At 42.0% G+C, this 19,623-nt stretch carries 16 protein-coding genes; 12 read left to right on the top strand and 4 right to left on the bottom strand.

Annotated elements, in window-relative coordinates:
* The first annotated feature begins 896 nt into the window (after positions 1 to 896).
* The 6 genes from RM347_RS23980 (at position 897) to RM347_RS23955 (ending at position 7,039) form a co-directional block, all read left to right on the top strand.
* The gene (locus RM347_RS23980; protein ID WP_322716789.1) at positions 897 to 1,178 is read left to right on the top strand and encodes a 4a-hydroxytetrahydrobiopterin dehydratase; all 282 of its coding nucleotides are present in this window, start codon (positions 897 to 899) and stop codon (positions 1,176 to 1,178) included.
* 594 nt (positions 1,179 to 1,772) lie between these two features.
* The gene (locus tag RM347_RS23975) at positions 1,773 to 3,500 is read left to right on the top strand and encodes an iron uptake porin (protein WP_322716790.1); all 1,728 of its coding nucleotides are present in this window, start codon (positions 1,773 to 1,775) and stop codon (positions 3,498 to 3,500) included.
* A 356-nt stretch (positions 3,501 to 3,856) separates the two neighbouring features.
* On the top strand, positions 3,857 to 4,294 hold the full coding sequence (locus tag RM347_RS23970; RefSeq protein WP_322716791.1) for an RrF2 family transcriptional regulator: 438 nt from the start codon (positions 3,857 to 3,859) through the stop codon (positions 4,292 to 4,294).
* A gap of 70 nt (positions 4,295 to 4,364) precedes the next feature.
* Complete coding sequence (gene cysK, locus RM347_RS23965) at positions 4,365 to 5,327, top strand: cysteine synthase A (protein WP_322716792.1); 963 nt, start codon at positions 4,365 to 4,367, stop codon at positions 5,325 to 5,327.
* Between the two features lie 15 nt (positions 5,328 to 5,342).
* The gene (locus tag RM347_RS23960; protein WP_322716793.1) at positions 5,343 to 6,044 is read left to right on the top strand and encodes a J domain-containing protein; all 702 of its coding nucleotides are present in this window, start codon (positions 5,343 to 5,345) and stop codon (positions 6,042 to 6,044) included.
* Positions 6,045 to 6,166: 122 nt separating this feature from the next.
* Entirely contained in the window at positions 6,167 to 7,039 is an 873-nt protein-coding gene (locus RM347_RS23955; protein ID WP_322716794.1) for a 6-carboxytetrahydropterin synthase, read from the top strand.
* 66 nt (positions 7,040 to 7,105) lie between these two features.
* Here RM347_RS23955 and RM347_RS23950 read toward each other — a convergent pair whose 3' ends face one another.
* Genes RM347_RS23950 through RM347_RS23940 form a run of 3 tightly spaced genes read right to left on the bottom strand, consistent with a single transcriptional unit; the run spans position 7,106 to position 9,580 of the window.
* The gene (locus RM347_RS23950; protein ID WP_322716795.1) at positions 7,106 to 7,663 is read right to left on the bottom strand and encodes a Uma2 family endonuclease; all 558 of its coding nucleotides are present in this window, start codon (positions 7,661 to 7,663) and stop codon (positions 7,106 to 7,108) included.
* A gap of 32 nt (positions 7,664 to 7,695) precedes the next feature.
* Positions 7,696 to 8,664, bottom strand: coding sequence for a PrsW family intramembrane metalloprotease (locus RM347_RS23945; protein ID WP_322716796.1), 969 nt, complete (start codon positions 8,662 to 8,664; stop codon positions 7,696 to 7,698).
* The gene (locus RM347_RS23940) at positions 8,657 to 9,580 is read right to left on the bottom strand and encodes a class I SAM-dependent methyltransferase (RefSeq protein ID WP_322716797.1); all 924 of its coding nucleotides are present in this window, start codon (positions 9,578 to 9,580) and stop codon (positions 8,657 to 8,659) included. Before RM347_RS23940 ends, RM347_RS23945 begins: the two co-directional genes overlap by 8 nt.
* A 311-nt stretch (positions 9,581 to 9,891) precedes the next feature.
* Here RM347_RS23940 and mscL point away from each other — a divergent pair, with 311 nt between their 5' ends.
* Positions 9,892 to 10,323 (top strand): large conductance mechanosensitive channel protein MscL, encoded by a 432-nt coding sequence (gene mscL, locus RM347_RS23935; RefSeq protein WP_322716798.1) that lies wholly within the window; start codon positions 9,892 to 9,894, stop codon positions 10,321 to 10,323.
* Between the two features lie 211 nt (positions 10,324 to 10,534).
* Here mscL and RM347_RS23930 read toward each other — a convergent pair whose 3' ends face one another.
* A complete protein-coding gene (locus RM347_RS23930) occupies positions 10,535 to 12,211 on the bottom strand; it encodes a DUF3352 domain-containing protein (protein ID WP_322716799.1) in 1,677 nt (558 codons plus the stop codon).
* A 359-nt stretch (positions 12,212 to 12,570) separates the two neighbouring features.
* Between RM347_RS23930 and RM347_RS23925 the strand changes: the two genes are divergently transcribed.
* The 5 genes from RM347_RS23925 (at position 12,571) to RM347_RS23905 (ending at position 19,551) form a co-directional block, all read left to right on the top strand.
* Positions 12,571 to 12,705 carry a hypothetical protein gene (locus RM347_RS23925; protein WP_322716800.1) on the top strand — a complete coding sequence of 45 codons (135 nt, stop codon included), beginning with the start codon at positions 12,571 to 12,573 and terminating at the stop codon, positions 12,703 to 12,705.
* A 56-nt stretch (positions 12,706 to 12,761) separates the two neighbouring features.
* Complete coding sequence (locus tag RM347_RS23920) at positions 12,762 to 15,425, top strand: M1 family metallopeptidase (RefSeq protein ID WP_322716801.1); 2,664 nt, start codon at positions 12,762 to 12,764, stop codon at positions 15,423 to 15,425.
* A 761-nt stretch (positions 15,426 to 16,186) separates the two neighbouring features.
* A complete protein-coding gene (locus tag RM347_RS23915; protein WP_322716802.1) occupies positions 16,187 to 17,911 on the top strand; it encodes an ABC1 kinase family protein in 1,725 nt (574 codons plus the stop codon).
* 128 nt (positions 17,912 to 18,039) lie between these two features.
* Complete coding sequence (locus tag RM347_RS23910; RefSeq protein ID WP_322716803.1) at positions 18,040 to 18,408, top strand: hypothetical protein; 369 nt, start codon at positions 18,040 to 18,042, stop codon at positions 18,406 to 18,408.
* A 258-nt stretch (positions 18,409 to 18,666) separates the two neighbouring features.
* Complete coding sequence (locus tag RM347_RS23905) at positions 18,667 to 19,551, top strand: hypothetical protein (protein ID WP_322716804.1); 885 nt, start codon at positions 18,667 to 18,669, stop codon at positions 19,549 to 19,551.
* Positions 19,552 to 19,623: the final 72 nt, after the last annotated feature.

The raw sequence follows: 19,623 nt of genomic DNA, 5'->3' as shown, positions 1-19,623 counted from the left end.
ATTTTGCTGAATGAGGGTATCCGCGCTTGGATGGCTCCTCAAGATCAACCCCACGAACAATTTGTATTCCCTGAGGAAGTTCTACCTCGCGGTAATGCTCTCTAAAACTCTAAGAACAAAAAGCCGACCATGACCTGAATAACAGTTGTGGTTGCCGAAAATTGACACTACCCAGATTAAATAATCTCCTTGTAATAAGCCAATAAAGTGTCAATATTCCCCATTCTCCAGTGATCTCCCACCAAAAGGTGGGAGATTTTTTTCTGTATATGGTTAATATCTCTAAATTTATGTGTTATGTTAGGTGAAGGTTATGAACCCAGAGTAAATTCTCTGCCCTTTTAAAACTAAGACCGCTTAGGCAATAAGGAGGTGATGCCCATGATAGAAAGTAGTAAATGCATGGGTCATCAGGTTGCAGTTAGCCGGCTGTGTGCCGGGGCTGTTCTCTAAAAGTTAGCCTTAGTCATCTTTGAGATACTAAGTTAGCTCAAGTAGCTAGGCAAGCTCGGAGTTCCTTCCGGCAGTCTGGTTGCAACCTGAAGACCCGCTAGACCGCTCTGACTTAGACCATCCGATCTAAATCAGGGCGGATAGTTTTTTATGGGTAACTTTTGTTTTATCAATGGTTAATTTTGAAAACTTAGATAACCATGCCTGCGGCGGGCAAAGCCAATGCGTTTAAGTTTTCTTAAAAAGAAAAATATTTTTCATCAAACCTTGGGGTCTGACCAGATGTGAGCAATAGCGTATATCTATTGAGTCTAATTTAAATATCCACACACGCATTATGCTCTGCTTTATCCTCCCATCCTTTCTTTGTAGAGAATAAAAGGGGTTGGATTTTATGAAATACATAATATGACCAATATAATACAACCAGGAATTTTGTGATTATGGCAAAACTACTTACCGAGGCGGAAATTCAAAAAAGTGCAAAGGTTCTGTCAGATTGGACTGTTGAAGGCTCCAAGTTGCAAATTACCCGTACATTCAAGAATTTTATCCAAGCAATCGAGTTTGTCAATAAGCTGGTGGAGCCGGCTGAGTCGGCAGGACATCATCCAGATATAGAGATTTCCTACAACAAAGTGAAGATTACACTCACAACACATGATGCAGGTGGGCTGACGCAGGCTGACTTTGATGTAGCGCAGGCGATTTCCCAAATTAATTAAGTAATTTCTTCTAACATCTTGCACTAGGCAACTGGAAGTTACCTCGACGGGACAACGTAGCGCATAGCAAGCTTTAAGAGTAGAACTACGGGTTTTGCTTTGGAGTGGGTGGGTTTCCAAAGCCTTGATTTTTAAGATCGCAATAGCAGACAAACTTCCTTTATATAGCCGAGCCAGTGTCTTTTAACTGGTGTGCGATTTTTACTAGGGCTAAGTGCAAGAAGTGATTTTTACTTACAATCTGCTAAGTGTCTAAAGCTTTGAGTAATTTAGCCAAATAGGGGGCAAATGCCCTAAACTCTACTCCATGCTTAGATATATAGATAACTTATGTGTGACAGTTATTAAGGCGATCGCTCTAATCTTGCCATCTAGATCAGATGTTTTATAATGTTATGATATAAAGATATGTTTTTGCATAAGTTAATTACATAAGTTTTTAACCCTAAGTTAATCGTTTATTAGCTTTGCAAAAACTAAAATTGTAGTAGTGGCAACTATGCCTCATCCACAAATTTTAATGAGATGTCGCATTTTTGAGAATTAGGTGCACGAAAACAATTATCTAAACAAGGTGTGAGGAGTAAGGAAAAGATGTCTAATTTATTGTGGAAATCCTTAGTGGTTAGCCCAGCAGTTTTGGGAGCAACATTGTTAGTTTCGACAACAGCAATTGCGGCTCCAAGCACAACCACTGAAGTATCACCAGCCAAGCAACTAGGTGTAACGGAAGTTGCCCAGCAGCCAGAAATATTGGCTCAAACAACGATAGATCAAGTTAATCGCTACAGCAACGAAGGCAATCAAAATAACTCTCAGTCTCAAGTAACATCGGTTTCTCAGTTTTCCGACGTACAACCCACCGACTGGGCATTCCAAGCATTGCAATCCTTGGTTGAGCGCTATGGTTGTATTGCAGGTTACCCGAATGCTACTTATCGCGGTAACCGTGCTTTGACCCGTTATGAATTTGCTGCGGGTTTGAACGCCTGTTTGGATCGGGTTAACGAATTGATTGCCACAGCAACAGCTGACTTGGTAACCAAACAAGATTTAGCTACCTTACAACGGTTGCAAGAAGAATTTTCCGCAGAACTGGCAACTCTACGCGGTCGTGTAGATTCCCTAGAAGCGCGGACTGCTGAATTGGAAGCTAATCAGTTCTCTACTACCACAAAACTAGTTGGTGAAGCCGTTTTTGCCGTTAGTGATGCGTTTGGGGGAACCACTGGTGATAACAATAATACCGTCTTCCAAGACAGAGTACGTTTAGACTTGCAAACCAGCTTCACGGGTAGAGATGTTTTGCACACACGTCTAGCAGCCGGTAATGCACAAGCCTTTTCACTAAGGGATAACGCTGGTAATCCTATCATCGGTGATGCGGAAGGCACACAAACATTTCAAGTCGGTAGCACTGGGAACAACAGCGTCAAAATAGACCGATTGACCTATGAAGCTCCCATAGGGCCAGCCCAAGTGTACCTCGCAGCTAGTGGTGGACGACACAGCCATTATGCAGCCGTTAATAATCCTTACTTTTTCGACAACACTGATGGCGGTAACGGCGCTTTATCTACCTTTGCTTCTGAAAGTCCCATTTATCGGATTGGTGGTGGTGCAGGTATAGCGCTCAATCTACCCCTTGGTAAAGGTGGCGGTATCCTGGGAAATAGCTCAATCACTGCGGGTTACTTAGCATCAGAAGCTAATAATCCTACTCTGAGTTCAGGTCTGACCAACGGCGACTATGCAGCTCTTGGACAGTTGAACTTTAGTGTTGGCGATCGGTTAGCTTTAGCTGCTACCTATGTTCACGGTTATAGTGCCGCAGGTGGTTTGTTATTCAATTCAGGTTCCACTTCAGATGGAACTTTTGGAGAGGTTCTAGTAGGTACTGGACAAGCTAACGCCCTTAGTGCTACAAATGCCTCTTCAAGCAATTCCTATGGTGTGTCGGCTGCGTTTAGACCCAGCGACAAACTGTCAGTTAGTGGCTTCGTATCTTACCATGATGTCACCGGCTTTGGTGCAGGTGATGATTATGAAGCTTGGAGCTATGGTGTTGGGGTAGCCTTACCTGATTTCGGCAAAAAGGGTAACGTTTTAGGTGTTTTTGCTGGTGCAGAACCCTATGCCTTTAACCGAGCAGGTGTTGCTGCTGGTAATGATATACCCTATCACTTTGAAGGCTTCTACAAGTATCGTGTGTCAGATAACATCTCTGTTACCCCTGGTGTAATCTGGTTGACCTCTCCTGGTCAAAACAGCGATAACGATGATGCAATTATCGGTACGCTCAGAACAACTTTCACCTTCTAGACTGTTGACTATCCACTAACAATTTTGAACTCTATTTCTCCCCGCCATCAGGCGGGGCTTTTTGTTTTCAGTACCAGCAATGGACAAACCCCAGTAGTTAACCGGAGTATACTAGAAAAGTTAGGAGTTGTGAGTTAGAGGTTATGAGTTATGGCGGTTTTTATATGAATAGAGCAGAGTAGGGTAGGCATTGTAATGCTCACCCTACCAGTGACGAACTTCTAACTTACGCTGCCAGCAACTTTTTCTGAGTGAGCTTTTCTAATAGAACTTGGCGGTATAAAGTTACATATCACGTAATATTCTAACTTCTAACTCCTAACTCCTAATTCCTAACCCTTAACTTATTGCTGCTTGTGGAACTATCGTGTAAATCAGAATACGCAATTCTGGCCTTATTAGAGATGGCCGCTCATTACGAAAGTGGCGAACCGCTGCAAATTCGACAAATTGCAGCACAACAAAACATACCCGATCGCTATCTGGAACAGCTACTAGCAACCTTGAGGCGTGGCGGTATAGTTAAGAGTCAGCGCGGGTCAAAAGGTGGCTATCTGTTAACGCGAGAACCCTGGAAAATCATCCTTTTTGAGATTTTGGAATGTTTAGAAGGGTTAGAGGCACGGGCTGGTGAAGAAAACGTTAATTCCAAAAGCATAGACAGTTCAGTTATAGAAGAAATTTGGCAAGAAGCAAGTCGCGCGGCAAATTCAGTGTTGCAAAAATATACGCTCCAGGATCTTTGTGAAAAACGAGATTCGCGGCGGCAATTGGATATCATGTACTACATTTAGTCAAGAGTCATTTGTCATTTGTTGATGACTAATGACCAATAACAAATAATTAATAATTAAGGACTAATTTATGCGAATAGCTCGTAACATTACAGAACTTGTCGGTCGTACACCCTTAGTGCAGTTAAACCGCATTCCTCAAGCAGAAGGATGTGTTGCGGAAATTGTGGTGAAACTGGAAAGTATGAACCCATCGGCATCAGTCAAAGACCGGATTGGGGTAAGTATGATTAACGCCGCTGAAGAGGAGGGGCTAATTACTCCTGGAAAAACAGTATTGGTAGAACCCACCTCTGGAAACACAGGAATTGCCCTAGCAATGGCAGCAGCAGCTAAAGGTTATCGGTTAATTTTGACAATGCCAGAGACGATGAGTGGAGAGCGTCGGGCAATGTTACGAGCTTATGGAGCAGAACTGGAACTAACACCAGGAATGGAAGGCATGAGTGGGGCAATTCAGCGGGCGCAACAAATGGTTAATACTACGCCAAATACCTATATGTTGCAGCAGTTCCGCAATCCAGCCAATGCAAAAGTGCATCGGGAAACTACAGCGCTTGAAATCTGGGAAGATACCGATGGACAAGTTGATATCATTGTGGCAGGAGTGGGTACAGGTGGTACGATCACTGGTGTAGCAGAAGTGATTAAAGCACGCAAGCCTAATTCCAAGGCGATCGCTGTTGAACCAGCCAATAGCCCAGTTTTATCTGGGGGACGTCCAGGCCCACACAAAATTCAGGGAATTGGTGCTGGGTTTATTCCGCAAGTATTAAAGATAAAATTGATTGATGAAGTGATTACCGTCACCGATGAAGAAGCGATCGCTTATAGTCGGCGTTTGGCAAAAGAAGAAGGGCTACTATCTGGCATTTCCAGTGGAGCAGCTTTATGTGCAGCAATTCGCGTTGCCCAACGTCAAGAAAACAAAGGGCGTTTAATTGTAATGATTCAGCCCAGTTTTGGTGAGAGGTATTTGAGTACGCCGTTGTTCCAAGACCTGGAGGCAAGGTTAGCCGCTAGCGTCAGTTAACAATAAATTGAATTAATGGTCAATTCTAAGCACGTTTCTAACCATTACGAAACTCTCAAAGTTAGTCCAAGTGCTAGCCAAGCGGAGATTAAGCAAGCTTATCGCCGCTTGGTTAAGTTGTTTCATCCTGACAGTAATCAGGAAACAGCCGATCGCGAGCAAATTATCCGCATCAATGCAGCTTATGAGGTCTTAGGCGACAACCAAAATCGCCGTAATTATGACCAAGAACTGCAAGATGACTCCCAAAAATTAAATAGCGATCGCCAACAGCGTACAGCATCAGCGCAACAGCATTACCAGACAAGACGAAAAACTGGACGGGATGTTGACGAGCAAGTTGAAGAATGGCTGCGCCAAGTCTACCAACCAGTAAATCGCTTGCTTTGTACGATTCTTTATTCGTTAGAAGAACAAATGGAGCAATTAGCTGCCGATCCCTTTGATGATGAGTTGTTAGATGAATTTCAGGAATACTTAAAAACCTGTCGAGATGACCTCAAGCAGGCACAAATTACTTTTCGCTCCCTGCCAAATCCTCCTAGTCTAGCAAGAACAGCTGCTCACCTCTACTACAGCCTCGATCAAGTAGCAGATGGACTCGATGAATTAGGTTATTTCCCTTTGAACTACGATGAGCGTTATTTACACACAGGTCATGAACTATTTCGCATAGCTTCGAGATTGCACTGTGAAGCACAAGCTTCTGTTACATAGTCAATTATTGCTGGATGACTAAGGACGAATGACTAAGGATGAATGACATATAACTTATGAATTAGTTTATGCTGGAAGCAGAGAAAAGTTAAGAAATTTTAAATTCTGCTCATAGTGTACTCATGCAATGCATTGTTAATCGCCGTGCTCAGTTTTCAGCAAGTCATCGTTATTGGTTGCCAGAACTGAGTGAAGCCGAAAATATAGAGAAATTTGGTGCAGGTACTAGATTTCCGGGACACGGACATAACTATGTTTTATTCATCTCCCTAGCCGGGGAATTGGATGAATATGGCATGGTGCTGAACTTGTCTGATGTGAAACACGTAATTAAACGGGAAGTTACCAGTCAATTGGACTTCTCTTATCTCAACGATGTGTGGGCAGAATTTCAACAAACTCTGCCCACCACTGAAAATATTGCACGGATTATCTGGCAGCGGCTAGCACCCCATTTGCCTCTAGTCCGTGTGCAGTTATTTGAACATCCTGAACTTTGGGCAGATTATATGGGAAACGCAATGGAAGCCTACCTCACCATCAGTACTCACTTTAGCGCCGCCCATCGGCTAGCTCATCCTAACCTCAGTAACGAAGAAAACGCTGAGATTTATGGTAAGTGCGCTCGTCCCCACGGTCATGGACACAACTATCATCTAGAAGTCACTGTTAAAGGTAAAATTGACCCACGCACCGGCATGATTGTCGATTTAGGGGGTTTGAATCAAGTTGTAGAAGATTATGTAGTAGAGCCATTCGATCACACCTTTTTAAACAAAGACATTCCTTACTTTGCCGAAGTTGTACCGACTGCTGAGAATATCGCACTTTACATTAGTAATTTACTGCGATCGCCCATTCAGGAATTGGGGGCTAAACTTTACAAAGTAAAATTGATTGAAAGTCCTAATAACTCCTGTGAAATCTACTGCACGGGGTCTGAATTAGATTCAGTCAACGCATCCGTAAATCAGTCAGTATTAGCACAAGTTTAACTAATTGAAAATTAGGCATAGGACATAGGGAATTTAGATCATCCCCATGCCCATGCCCATGCCCAGCTAGAAAAGTTTACTTACTAAGCAATTAAAACCAGGTAGCAAAGGACTTGTCAGTTCATCTTGATTAAATAAAGTAGCTGCTAACTTTAATGCAGCCTGTTCGCGTCGATAAACCTCAACTTTCTTTTGTACAGAATCGCAAATCCAATATTCTTGAACTCCTTGCACCGAGTACAGCTTTAGCTTTGTTTCTTTGTCGCGTTTTTCGTTTTTTTCGCCGGGTGATAAAACTTCTACTACTAACTCTGGTGCGCCCGTGAGATGTCCAGCCTCATCTAGCAAGTTTTGTAAGCGTTCATGACTTGCCCACACCACATCAGGAATCACATTGTCAGAATCTGAGAAAATAATTCCAGGTGCGATCGCAGCCTGACCTAAACCAGTTTCATCTGACCAAATTTTAAGAACTGTAACAATATTGGCGCAGCTCGTTTGATGATCCCAGTTAGGCGCTTTAGTCACAAATAGTTCTCCATCAATAATCTCATAGCGATTTCTGCGATCGCTAGCAAATAGCTCTAGATCAGCAGTCGTCCAACGCACTGGAGTTGTTTGCATAGAAACCCCCTAGCCTTTTCCTAAATCATATTTTAAAAATACCGACGGCGGGCAGAATATCGTAAATAGCGATAAATACCCCAAGCTAAAACTCCAAAAAAGAGATTTAGTAAAAAGCGACTAAATATAAACCACAAAATATAAGTGTCAAAAAGCTTTGACGGACTCAAAGGACTAATTTTTCTGGCTAGGAGTAACAACCCAAAAATAGCATTTCCACCCAGCAGGAGGGCAAACAGCACTAAACTCCTCTGCCAGTAACGGCGCTGGCTTGTACGGTCTGAAATCAGGGTAATTACAGTCTTACGTTGCACTTTTCGCAGTAATTGTTCCAGTCGCCAAAACATCCACAACAAAAACGGAAATAAACCATAACTCAGGAAACATATGGGTAATGAGTAACCCCAAGCAATAGATAGGACATTAACTAGAGCATGACAGATTACAGAATTTAGCCAAGCCCTAAAAATGAACTTCTTGTCTCGATTTAATCGAGTGTGAGAGGAAATATAGATTCCTAAGGCATATCCCCAAGGTGCAGAGAACATAGCGTGGACTGGCGTACCGATACTACGGTCAAGAGTTGATGCTGTACCGTGAAAAAAGTAAATCCAGTTCTCTTCGGCAGTGAATCCAAGGGCAACAGCTATAGTGAAGAGGAAAACGCTAGAGTGAAGTAATCGATACCTGGCTTGCAGATAGTAGGTTGGGACAATAACCGCAGCCAACTTGCAGCCTTCTTCAATTGGACCGACTTCCACAAGCTGCCGTAAGGCTACACCAAGAAGCGATTGCTTAATCTGATACCAGTCTACAAAAGAGTTGGCTACAATTTCAAAATTCCATTCGAGTCTAAGGGCTAAGATACCAGATATTGCCCCGATGATAAAGAACATCAGCAACCTTAAAAGAGGTGGGGCAAATGGTACCCGACAGTAGTAGTAGCCTAGCAGCAGCAATGGTGGTATTGCTGCCCACAGCAGTAGAGAAAAATCAACCACTCACCTGAGCAATAACTGTACGGTGACGGTGGGTATTGTTAGCGATCGTAGGAGTTTGGAAACCCGCCTCAACAATAGCTTGCTCAATGTCCAAAGCGAAATATTCATCTAAATACGGTTCAGTACTTTTGAGCAAAGTCAAAATGTAGGCTGGCATTTTTTTGTAAACTTCAGAATTTGGATTCATATCCATGATTGCCAAGTAGCCACCCGGACGCAGCAAGCGCCGCATTTCAGCTAAAATTTGTCGGGTTGCTGACTGGGGTAATTCGTGGCACATCAGGAAAATGGAAACTAAATCAAAAGAGGCATCAGGTAGCCCGGTCGATTCCGCTTGGGCATGAAGCCAGTTAATTTTAGCTTGACGTTGTTGGGCGCGGTAATTGGCAACAGCTAAAAAGTAGGGAGATAAGTCCAAGCCTGTAATTTTCGTATGGGGATAAACTGCTTGTAGGGCAAAACTACTCAAGCCAACACTACACCCTACATCTAAGATGTCTTGCGGCTCGTTAGGGATTTGACTTTTCAGGATATTGTGGTAGCTTTGGCGCAGCATAGGATCGCCTTGCGCTTCTTCAGCGCCCTGCCAAATCTTAGCGTGGACAGCGTAAGCAGCAGGTTCTACCTCAAAAGCAGCTTGCCAGCTGAGATTTCCGGTTTCGTAGGCATGGAATGAGGTGACGTAGTATTCTGGGTAGGAAAGCTGAAGATTTTCTACTTGAGCTAGATCAGCCTTCCAATCACGCGCCTGTAGCATTTCGACTTCTTGTGTCCAAGGCACACCAATTCTCTCGGCACGTTTAATCATCATTTGTCTAGCTTGATGCTTGGCTAGGTTAGCTAAAGGCTGGATTGCCAGTATGCCATTCACCAAGCGGGAAGCTAAACCAGGATTAGTGTTTACAGCAGCGGTCATAAATCAATTTGCATTTAACAGCCTTTTCTACTTATGACATACTTGCTGGACAGCAGTCTAAAAATGAATTGAATTGTATAACGGCAGTCTCACTGGCAGCTGAAAATTCGTGTTATGGAAGCTTTATATCTGGAAATCAGCGTCATTTGCTTCTCCATAGGCTCACCCTAATTTCCAATCTATAGTTCATCACAGCTATTCTTTTAAGATTGGCAAAATTTCAATAGTTAACAAAATCTATCTCAACAGGGAGGGCACAAAGCTAAATGCCATATAAAAAAAGACTACAACTAACTTATTGAGTCTCAAGTATGGCAAGAGCAAGAAGAAGAGTAAGTGGCTTTTTAAGAGATTTTCAAGAATTTGCCCTCAAAGGCAGCGTAGTTGACTTAGCGATCGCCGTCATCATTGGTACTGCTTTTGGCAAGATTATCACTTCCTTTGTAGAAGATGTGATCATGCCATTGATTAATCCCTTAATTAGTTTTACTGGCAAAGACTGGAGAACAATCACTATTAGTCCGGGAATCAAGATTGGTGAGTTTCTTAGCGCAATAGTTGACTTTGTAATCATTGCCTTAATTTTATTTGTGGCAATTCGAGCCTTACAAAAATTCAAGAGACAAGAAGAAGTCGCCGATGAACCCTTGCCAGATCCTAACCTTGTCGCCCAGGAAAGATTGACTGGCGCGTTGGATAGGCTCAACCAAACCTTGGAAACTCGGAATAATCAAGTTTTGTAAGTGGGGAGTGGGGGGATGAGGGAGAAATCAATTCAAAATTCAAAATTCAAAATTGAAGAAAAAGACTGGGGGAGATGTAGTTTTAACTTCCCGTAGGGTGGGAGATGAGGAAGTGAGGGAGTAGGGGAAGCAGGGAAGCAGGGAGCAAGGGAGAAGAGTTTTCCCCTCTGCTCCCTGCTCCCTGCCTCTTGTGCCTCTTGTGCCCAATGCCCTACTTTGCACTAGGCTTAAGAGCTAACAACATCTCCAATTCACTGGTGGATTTATCAGGGCTAATAGCGGTAAAACCAACACCACGAATGGAATTCAAAATGGTGATTGTATCGGCGTTAGATGATACAAAACTATTGATCAGAGGCACAGTTTTAGTTTTATCCATATCCAGGTAGAAATAGCCGCCGTTGGGCTTTTGCAAAGAACCAGTAACGGCTTTGAAAGCATCGCCATTATCGAGAGATGGATTCTTGCGATCGGCAACTGCGTCAGCAACTGGGCCACCAACAGCGACAAATACAGTATCTTGATCCAGCCAACCATGTGCCAGTAAAGCTCCTTGTCGGGGAATTTGCCATTCAGTTACGTCTTTACCACCGATATTTCTGTTGGCGACGTTGATTTGTTGGGTTTTGGCGAGGGTATCCAATTTTGTTAAGGTAGCTTCAGCAGTTTTGCGATCGCTAGTATCAAATACTAAAGCACCTCCAAAACCAACACTCGCTAACACCCCTTGATTTGATGGAATCGCACCAAAGGCAAATTCCCCATTCATCCAGCCAAAAATATCCTTATCCAGGTCTATATTGACAATTTTCAGTTGTCCTCGTGCTTGTTCCAAAGCTTGCTTCATTTCTGGATAATCTTTTGACTGTTCTACTAGCGCTTCCCAGCCACGGCTGATGCCATTTCCGCTAATCAGAGCAAAGGTATCAGTGGGAAATTGCCCAACTATATTTCCAGGGCTTGATTGATACTGAAACTTATTTAGTTGCGGATCTAAATTGGCGATCGCTTTTACTCGCACTCCTGCATCATCAACACCAATACCCGCCACCACAGATTTTATCTGCTTCAGTTGCGTCAGGGTTTGTGGGGGTAACTGCTTTGCCTGCGGACTTCCGGCTGCTAATTGCTGTACCATGCCTGCATAGTCTGGTACGTAAATTTGGGCAAGGCTGTTTTTGACATCCACTCCTTTAAGAATGTTACTAGCACCTTCTTGACTGGCAAAAGAAGACTGTCCTTTAAAGGTGTCAATTGCTTTTTCTACAGCTTGCTTTTTCGGAGCTAATACCAAGTGACTATTATTTAAAACAACGCTATAAGTCGGCTTGCCATTTTCTGTAGTTTCGATAATTTTTTGACCTTGATAGTCAGATTCCTGGAATTTTACCCCTTTTTGTGACTTCAATTTGTTAGCAAAATTCAAGGCACTCAGCTTGTCCTTGATTCCCACCACTATCAAGATATTCTGTTCCTGCTGTAAATTTGTTGGTACATTAGGTTTCCCAGAGGGCACGTTGAACTGTGCGGGTTTCACAGAATTTGGTGGTAGTACAGCAATCATGACACCACCAGCCCAAGGCTTTATGTCTTTTTCATAAGAAACGTTACCGTCACTGAACATTTGCTTATTGAAATCTTCCAGATTTTTTGCTACTAACTTTTTTGCTTCTGGAGTGCCAAACTGTTGTAATTTTGCCCAAGCTCCAGGGTCAGTAGTAATATAAGTTGCCATCAATGCTGTTGAAGGTACTACTTTCGCACTGCCTAGAGCATCTGAACTACCTCCTGACGGGCCTTTAAAATATGTATAAGCCGCTATACTTCCTGCTACAACTACAGCAGCACCAACAGCAGGAATGAAAAACTTTGATTTACTTTCGGGCATTTTGTTATCCTCTTTTGCTCAGATTGTCACCGAGATTTATACAAGTGTCACTGTAGAGTTTTCGGATTTATTAATAATTTCCGCTCATTGATCGGTATTTACTGATAAAATTAGTAGTCCTATAAGTTAGCAGTCTAAAATTACTCTCAAAAATACTTCAATGGGATGAGGAGCGAATCTGCACAATGATATGCTGTTCATCTCAAACAAAATAGCCTGCTCAACAGCGGCGAGCTATCCTAAGTTATAAGAACAATTAGGAGTATTTGTACTTAATGAGAAATTATCGAGGTGCAAGAGACTCTTGACTCGATGACAAAAAAGTGCAAAACATCAGGAAAAGTAAATGCGGAAGGGATATGGAAAAAAGTCCAAATATCGACAACCGACCTTTGGAAATTCGGGTGAGATTAATTTCAATCCCCAATCCCAAAGGTGAATTCTCACCTGCATATTACCCTGTTGATTTGGGAAATACAAATACCGCTATTTAGCTTAACAACATCCAGCCAAGCCAGACTTTTCAGGATTACAAGGTCAGTAAGGATCAATGTCGAAGTCTTATTTTGATACAGATAATAACGGACACAAACCTTTTGAGTTACCGGGAGCAAGACCACACTACAACCCCGATCGCCCCGGACAGGTAGAGCATATTTTTCTCGATCTCAGCTTGGATATTCCAAAGCATTGCTATCAGGGCAGTTGTAGCATTCGCCTCTTGCCAATCCGTAATGGCATTGACCGTTTGACTTTGGATGCTGTCAACCTGAATATCGAGTCTGTGCAGGTGGACGAGGTGCCACAAAATTTTGACTACGACGGGGAACAGCTTTCCATTCAACTTTCTGAGGCAACCCAGATTGGCAAACACTTGCTAATTGCGATCGCCTACTCGGTAGAAAAACCGCAACGCGGTATTTATTTTATTCAACCAGACAAGCACTACCCGAACAAGCCTACTCAAGTTTGGACTCAGGGAGAAGACGAAGACTCTCGCTTTTGGTTCCCCTGCTTTGACTATCCAGGGCAACTGTCTACTTCGGAAATTCGCGTCCGTGTTCCCAACCCTCTGGTGGCTATTTCTAATGGTGAATTGATTGACACCACAGAAGATGGTGATTATAAAATCTACCATTGGTCACAGCAACAAGTTCATCCTACCTATCTGATGACTTTGGCAGTAGGTGATTTTGCTGAAATTCAGGACGAGTGGAAGGGTAAACCAGTCACCTACTACGTAGAAAAGGGACGGGAGGAAGATGCTAAACGCAGCATGGGCAAAACTCCTCGGATGATCGAATTTTTGAGCCAAAAGTATGGTTATCCATACCCTTTTCCGAAATACGCTCAAGTTTGCGTCGATGACTTCATCTTTGGCGGGATGGAAAACACCTCCACAACCCTGTTAACAGATAGATGCTTGCTGGATGAACGCGCCGCTTTAGATAACCGCAACACCGAAAGTTTAGTCGTCCACGAACTCGCGCATCAGTGGTTTGGTGATTTGGTGGTGATTAAGCATTGGTCTCATGCTTGGATTAAAGAAGGAATGGCTTCTTACTCTGAGGTTATGTGGACAGAACAGGAATATAGTCTCCAAGAAGCAGCTTACTATCGTTTATTAGAAGCTCGTCGTTACTTAAGTGAAGATAGCAGCCGTTATCGTCGCCCGATGGTAACACATGTTTACCGGGAAGCTATTGAGCTTTACGATCGCCACATTTACGAAAAAGGATCTTGTGTTTATCACATGATTCGGGCCCAATTAGGAAATGAATTGTTTTGGCAGGCTATCCAAACATTTGTTCAAGATAATGCCCACAAAACCGTAGAAACAGTAGACTTACTCAGGGCGATTGAAAAGGCTACCGGACATAATCTTTTATTCCTCTTTGACCAATACGTTTTTCGTGGAGGTCATCCCGATTTTAAAGTAGCTTACTCTTGGGATGGGGATGCTAATTTGGCAAAAATCACGGTAACTCAAACCCAAGCTGCTGAAGGTAAAAATGGCAGTAAGGATTTGTTTGATTTAAAAATACCTATTGGTTTTGGCTATACCCAACAGGAAGAAGTTAGGAATGAGGAGTTAGGAGTTAAAAATAATTCCAAACTCCTAACTCCTAACTCACAACTCAAAACTTTTACTGTCCGGGTAAATGAACGTGAACAAAGCTTCTACTTCCCCCTAGAAAATAAGCCCCAATTTATTAGCTTTGATGTTGGAAATAATTACTTAAAAACAGTAGCTTTAGAGTATCCAATATCAGAGTTAAAAGCACAGTTAGAATTTGATCCCGACTCGATTTCGCGCATCTATGCATCAGAAGCTTTGGCGAAAAAAGGCGGGTTAGAAGCGACAAAAGCATTATCTGCGGCGCTAAAAAATGACCCATTGTGGGGTGTGCGTGTCGAAGCAGCGAAACAACTAGCCCAAATTAATTTAGATCAAGCCTTTGATGGCTTAGTTCTTGGGTTAAAAGATAAAAATGCTTACGTGCGACGATCTGTAGTGGAAGCACTTGCTCAAATTAAAACTGCTGAAAGCTATAAAGTTGTAAGAGGGTTAGTGCAAAAGGGCGATCCTAGCTACTACGTGGAGGCAGCAGCTTCTCGTGTGATCGGGGCGATCTCTGCGAGGGGCTTCGCCTACGCATCTGCAAACTTGGAAGAAAAACCCAAGGAAGACAAGGTATTAAAACTACTGAAATCCGTTTTAGAAGAAAAGGCGGGTTGGAATGAAGTAGTGCGAAGTGGTGCAGTTGCTGGATTAGCTGAATTCAAAACTTCGGAAACAGCTTTAAATCTGCTAATCGAATATACCAAACTTGGTGTACCACAACCTCTACGTTTAGCCACAATTCGCGCTTTAGGAAAGATTTCTATAGGTCAGAGTCCGGTTAATTTGGAACGAATTCTAGAAAAATTAACAGAACTAGCCAAAGAAACCTTCTTTTTAACCCAAGTGGCGGTAGCCGCAGCATTAGGACAAATGGAAACACCCAAAGCCGTTGGGATTTTGCGATCGCTAGCTGAACAAACAGCTGATGGGCGTGTACGTCGCTATGCTGAAGAAGAAATTTCCAAGGTGCAAAAGAATATTGGTTCAGAAAAAACCCTGCGTCAATTACGTGAAGATTTCGACCAACTCAAACAACAAAACCAGGAATTGAGAAGCCGTTTAGAAAACTTGGAGGCTAAATCTAAATAGCACTACATGATAATTAAAAGTAGCTAATTGGTAATTGGTAATTGTGGCAAAACCACCACCAATTACCAAATTTATAACAGTCAGAAATGATAATTCTGTTATGAGTCGTGGGTTGATTTGTTCCACCTAACTATACAATTTGTCCTGTAAGAAACCGAATAGATGGGCTTATAGATTGCTGATTTTGGAGCGTGAGGCGGAACCTTCTCGCTCTACATCTACAATTAGTGACAAAATGGGCTGTAATTACAGTTACCGCAGTAACTAGTGGTGCTTTTTTATCAACTTCATTCAGTAAGACGAGTGTTTTAGAAGACCATCTCGCAGAAGTATTCAAGCAAAGCTAAATGGGTAGCTAAGACAGTCTGAATTTTAAAATGATTAAATCCAAGACAGTAATATTACTAGTATTTTATCTAACTAGTAGTAAATAAAATTACCTAAGCTTCGCATTTTATTTAAACTCGCATACATTCAGACATCAGGTAAGCATTTATATTTTTATAACAAATGGTTAAGAAAAGATAAAATCATCTGAAAATTGGATAAGTAGTTGTAGTTTTATAAAGTATAATTAAGAAAAAGATAAACAAATCTAGGCAGTAATATAGGCTAAAATCACCTCGAACACTATCCTCAAAAGGGTAAAGTTCTAGTTGTTTTAGATAAAAGACTACCGCTATCCTGAACTTGCAACTAAGCTTGTGGGTCAGGAAAAAACAATAATTGTAAATTTTTCAGTTGAAGAGGCAAAAAAAGGCGTGAGTCAGTATCAACCTGCTCAACTAAAACTCTATAATCCAGATGCGATCGCTCGCTACTATAGTTACCGTCCCTGGCTAGCCTGGGGTCGATTGCTGAGAATCATCTGGTCTTTTGCAGGATTTATACTCAGTCTCAAGTGGGACGAATGGCAAGATCAAGTTGAGCAGAACAAGGGTAAACGAGCTATCCAGTTGCGAGAACTGCTCACCCGCCTCGGCCCGACATTTATTAAAGTTGGTCAAGCCCTCTCCACCAGACCTGACCTGATACGCAAAGATTTTTTAGAAGAACTGGTGAAGTTACAAGACCAGTTACCACCTTTCGACAATGCGATCGCTTACCAGATAATCGAAACGGAACTAGACCGGCCAATTCACGAAAGTTTTAGCGAGCTGTCACCTAATCCAGTAGCTGCTGCTAGCTTGGGTCAAGTATACCGGGGTCGTCTAATCAGTGGCGAAGAAGTCGCAGTCAAGGTGCAACGCCCCAATTTACACCCAGTAATCACACGCGATTTATATCTGATGCGTTGGGCAGCAGGTTGGCTAGCTCCTTGGTTGCCTTTAAATCTCGGTCACGACCTAACTTTAATTGTGGACGAGTTTGGCACGAAGTTATTTGAGGAAATTGACTATATTAATGAAGGCCGCAACGCCGAGAAATTTGCTAGCAACTTCCACAACGACCCACAAGTAAAAGTTCCAGGTATTTACTGGCGTTACACTAATACCCACGTTTTAACTCTGGAATGGATTAATGGCTTTAAGCTGACGGACACTAAACGCATCCGCGAAGCAGGTTTAGACCCAGAAGCAATCATCCAAATTGGTGTTACCTCAGGATTGCAACAGCTGTTAGAACACGGCTTCTTCCATGCTGACCCCCATCCTGGCAATCTGTTTGCGATGCCTGATGGACGTATGGCTTACATCGACTTCGGCATGATGGATCAGTTGGAGGAAACCACCAAACAAACACTGGTGGATGCCCTAGTGCATCTGGTGAATAAAGACTACACCGACTTAGCCGAAGATTTTGTAAAATTAGGATTTCTGACTCCAGACACGAATATTTGCCCGATTGTACCCGCATTAGAAGCGGTGCTAGGAAACGCTATTGGCAAAAATGTCAAGGATTTTAACTTCAAAACTATTACCGATGAATTCTCGGAACTGATGTATGAATATCCTTTCCGAGTCCCGGCAAAGTTTGCTTTGATTATTCGTTCCTTGGTGACTCAGGAAGGTATTGCCCTTAGCCTCAACCCGAATTTCAAAATTGTTGAAGTGGGTTATCCGTATATAGCACGGCGGTTGCTGACAGGGGAATCGCCCGAATTACGGCGACGATTATTGAATGTGTTGTTCAAAGATGGTAAATTCCAGTGGCAACGGTTAGAGAATTTAATTGCGATCGCTCGTACTGATAGCAACTTTGATGTATTGCCCACAGCCCAGATGGGGTTTCAATATTTAATGTCAGAAGAAGGCAAGTTTCTGCGACGACAACTGGTGCTTGCTCTCACCGAAGATGACCGCCTCCACACCGAAGATGTCCAACGCCTGTGGAACCTGGTTAAAGATGACTTAAAGCCGGATCGTTTATTAAATGTAGCGATTGGTATTTTAACAGAATTATCAAGAGAAGGCGCAGCTGCTATCTTACCAAAAGCTACATTCCTTGGGTCTTTTACTGGAAACCAGTCAGCAAGTAAAAATTAAAAAATCTTGGCGTTGCAGAGAAAGCAGCATGATTTAGCAAATTCCAAAATTCCCTCCTGCATCCCTTGCTTACCCCAATTCATTCCACTGTTCTGCAACGCCAAAATCTTTATCAACCAGGAGTTTTTATGTACTATTTTCCATTGCAACCCCCTTATTTCCTCTTAGTTGTTGGCTTTCTGGCAGCATTAACATCTGGTTTGGCATTATCTGGCACTTTGAAAGTAATTGTGCAGAAATGGCCAGACGATAGCACAAAAGATACTAAACCACGTTCCTCACTTAAACAATTGTTTGTGCCATTTCTTGGTATAACAGGCGGTACTTCTCTATTTATGTCTTCCGGCTTAGAAATATTTGGCTTTCCCTCCTTGCTAGCTTTAGGAGTTGGTTTACCAATTAGTCTTCTGACTTGTTTGTTAGTGTGGTTGCAGTTGGGAAGTATGCTCACCTTTATCGAACGTGAAGGAATGCAATCTCTAGACTTAGATTCTTGATTCTTTTTCTTAGATGTAGAAAACTCCACCAATATTAAAATCAACTTAAATTGTGACCGCCAGTAAATATAATTTCCTGGCGGTTAATGGTTAATACTGATTTTTTTTCAATTTAACAAATTTCAATATCTAATCACGTTAGAATTACGTACATGGACTTTAGTATCTCTGCTAAAAAAATAGTCAAGAATACTCAGCTTTGTACGAATTTTCGTGCAAATTTTTATTTTTATCTTTTCCAAACGAGCTTTACAAACTATGAGTCAACAAGAAAGAGAATTCTGCTTTTGCACCTTAGCCTTAGGTGAAAGATATCGCTCTCATGCTTTACTATTAGCTCAAGATTTTGAAAAACATTCACCTGGAACCAAATTTGTAATTTTAACAGATAAGCCACAGCAATTTAGTAATTATTCTCATGTTTTAGCCTTTCCACATCAACAACAAAGCATTGGTTGTTACCACGATAAGAGGTTTGTTATTGCCCAAGCCTTATCACTATTTAATACCTGCATTTTTGTTGATGTAGATATGCGAATTTTGGATAAAGTAGCACCAAATCTAAAATATCTTCCTGGCGTCACAGCAAGAAGTTGTACCAGTATTGTCAAACATAATAAAGTTTACATTAGTTCAGTAAATGATTTGCACAAGCCCAAGAGAACAAGAGACTTGGAAATTGTTCACAAAATAGCACATAAACTTGATTTGAATTTAGAAGATAATAATACCCAGTTTGTGATGGAAGTTTTATTTGCAGTTACAAGGCAAGATGGGCGTGAAATCGAATTTCTCAAGCATTGGGAAACTATTGCATTATATTGTGAGTTAAACGGTTTTACTTGTGCTATTGGTTATGCAATAGGATTAGCTGCTGCTAAAGCAGGATTATCAGTTAGATGGGATGTTATGGAGGATATTGTTTATTTTAAAGATTGGGTAGAACGAGAAAAAATTAAAAAAGGGCAAGCAAATCCAGAAGAAAGCTTGATATATTTTCAACAGCATAATGCAATTGAATACCCGAAGCGTTCGATTGTGAAAAAGGTGGCACTTAGACTAGATAGAACTATCGGCTATTATTATCGTTCATTGCGTCTAAGACTTGCAACCTTGAGTAATTTTAATTTTTATTACAGGTAAAGAGTAGGGAGTGGGGACTGGGAAATAAATATTTAGGAATGCTTTCTAAGTAGCCAATGCCCCATGTCTCAT

The organism is Nostoc sp. ChiQUE02 (genome assembly GCF_034531305.2).
Taxonomy (GTDB): Bacteria; Cyanobacteriota; Cyanobacteriia; order Cyanobacteriales; family Nostocaceae; genus Nostoc.
Note: the sequence above shows the minus strand (reverse complement) of the source record. Positions and strands in the feature narration are given on the sequence as shown.

Coding starts and splice junctions, on each gene's coding strand:
- RM347_RS23980 (WP_322716789.1), top strand. CDS start 897: ATGGCAAAACTACTTACCGAGGCGGAAATTCAAAAAAGTGCAAAGGTT.
- RM347_RS23975 (WP_322716790.1), top strand. CDS start 1,773: ATGTCTAATTTATTGTGGAAATCCTTAGTGGTTAGCCCAGCAGTTTTG.
- cysK (WP_322716792.1), top strand. CDS start 4,365: ATGCGAATAGCTCGTAACATTACAGAACTTGTCGGTCGTACACCCTTA.
- RM347_RS23960 (WP_322716793.1), top strand. CDS start 5,343: ATGGTCAATTCTAAGCACGTTTCTAACCATTACGAAACTCTCAAAGTT.
- RM347_RS23955 (WP_322716794.1), top strand. CDS start 6,167: ATGCAATGCATTGTTAATCGCCGTGCTCAGTTTTCAGCAAGTCATCGT.
- RM347_RS23950 (WP_322716795.1), bottom strand. CDS start 7,663: ATGCAAACAACTCCAGTGCGTTGGACGACTGCTGATCTAGAGCTATTT.
- RM347_RS23940 (WP_322716797.1), bottom strand. CDS start 9,580: ATGACCGCTGCTGTAAACACTAATCCTGGTTTAGCTTCCCGCTTGGTG.
- mscL (WP_322716798.1), top strand. CDS start 9,892: ATGGCAAGAGCAAGAAGAAGAGTAAGTGGCTTTTTAAGAGATTTTCAA.
- RM347_RS23930 (WP_322716799.1), bottom strand. CDS start 12,211: ATGCCCGAAAGTAAATCAAAGTTTTTCATTCCTGCTGTTGGTGCTGCT.
- RM347_RS23925 (WP_322716800.1), top strand. CDS start 12,571: ATGGAAAAAAGTCCAAATATCGACAACCGACCTTTGGAAATTCGGGTG.
- RM347_RS23920 (WP_322716801.1), top strand. CDS start 12,762: ATGTCGAAGTCTTATTTTGATACAGATAATAACGGACACAAACCTTTT.
- RM347_RS23910 (WP_322716803.1), top strand. CDS start 18,040: ATGTACTATTTTCCATTGCAACCCCCTTATTTCCTCTTAGTTGTTGGC.
- RM347_RS23905 (WP_322716804.1), top strand. CDS start 18,667: ATGAGTCAACAAGAAAGAGAATTCTGCTTTTGCACCTTAGCCTTAGGT.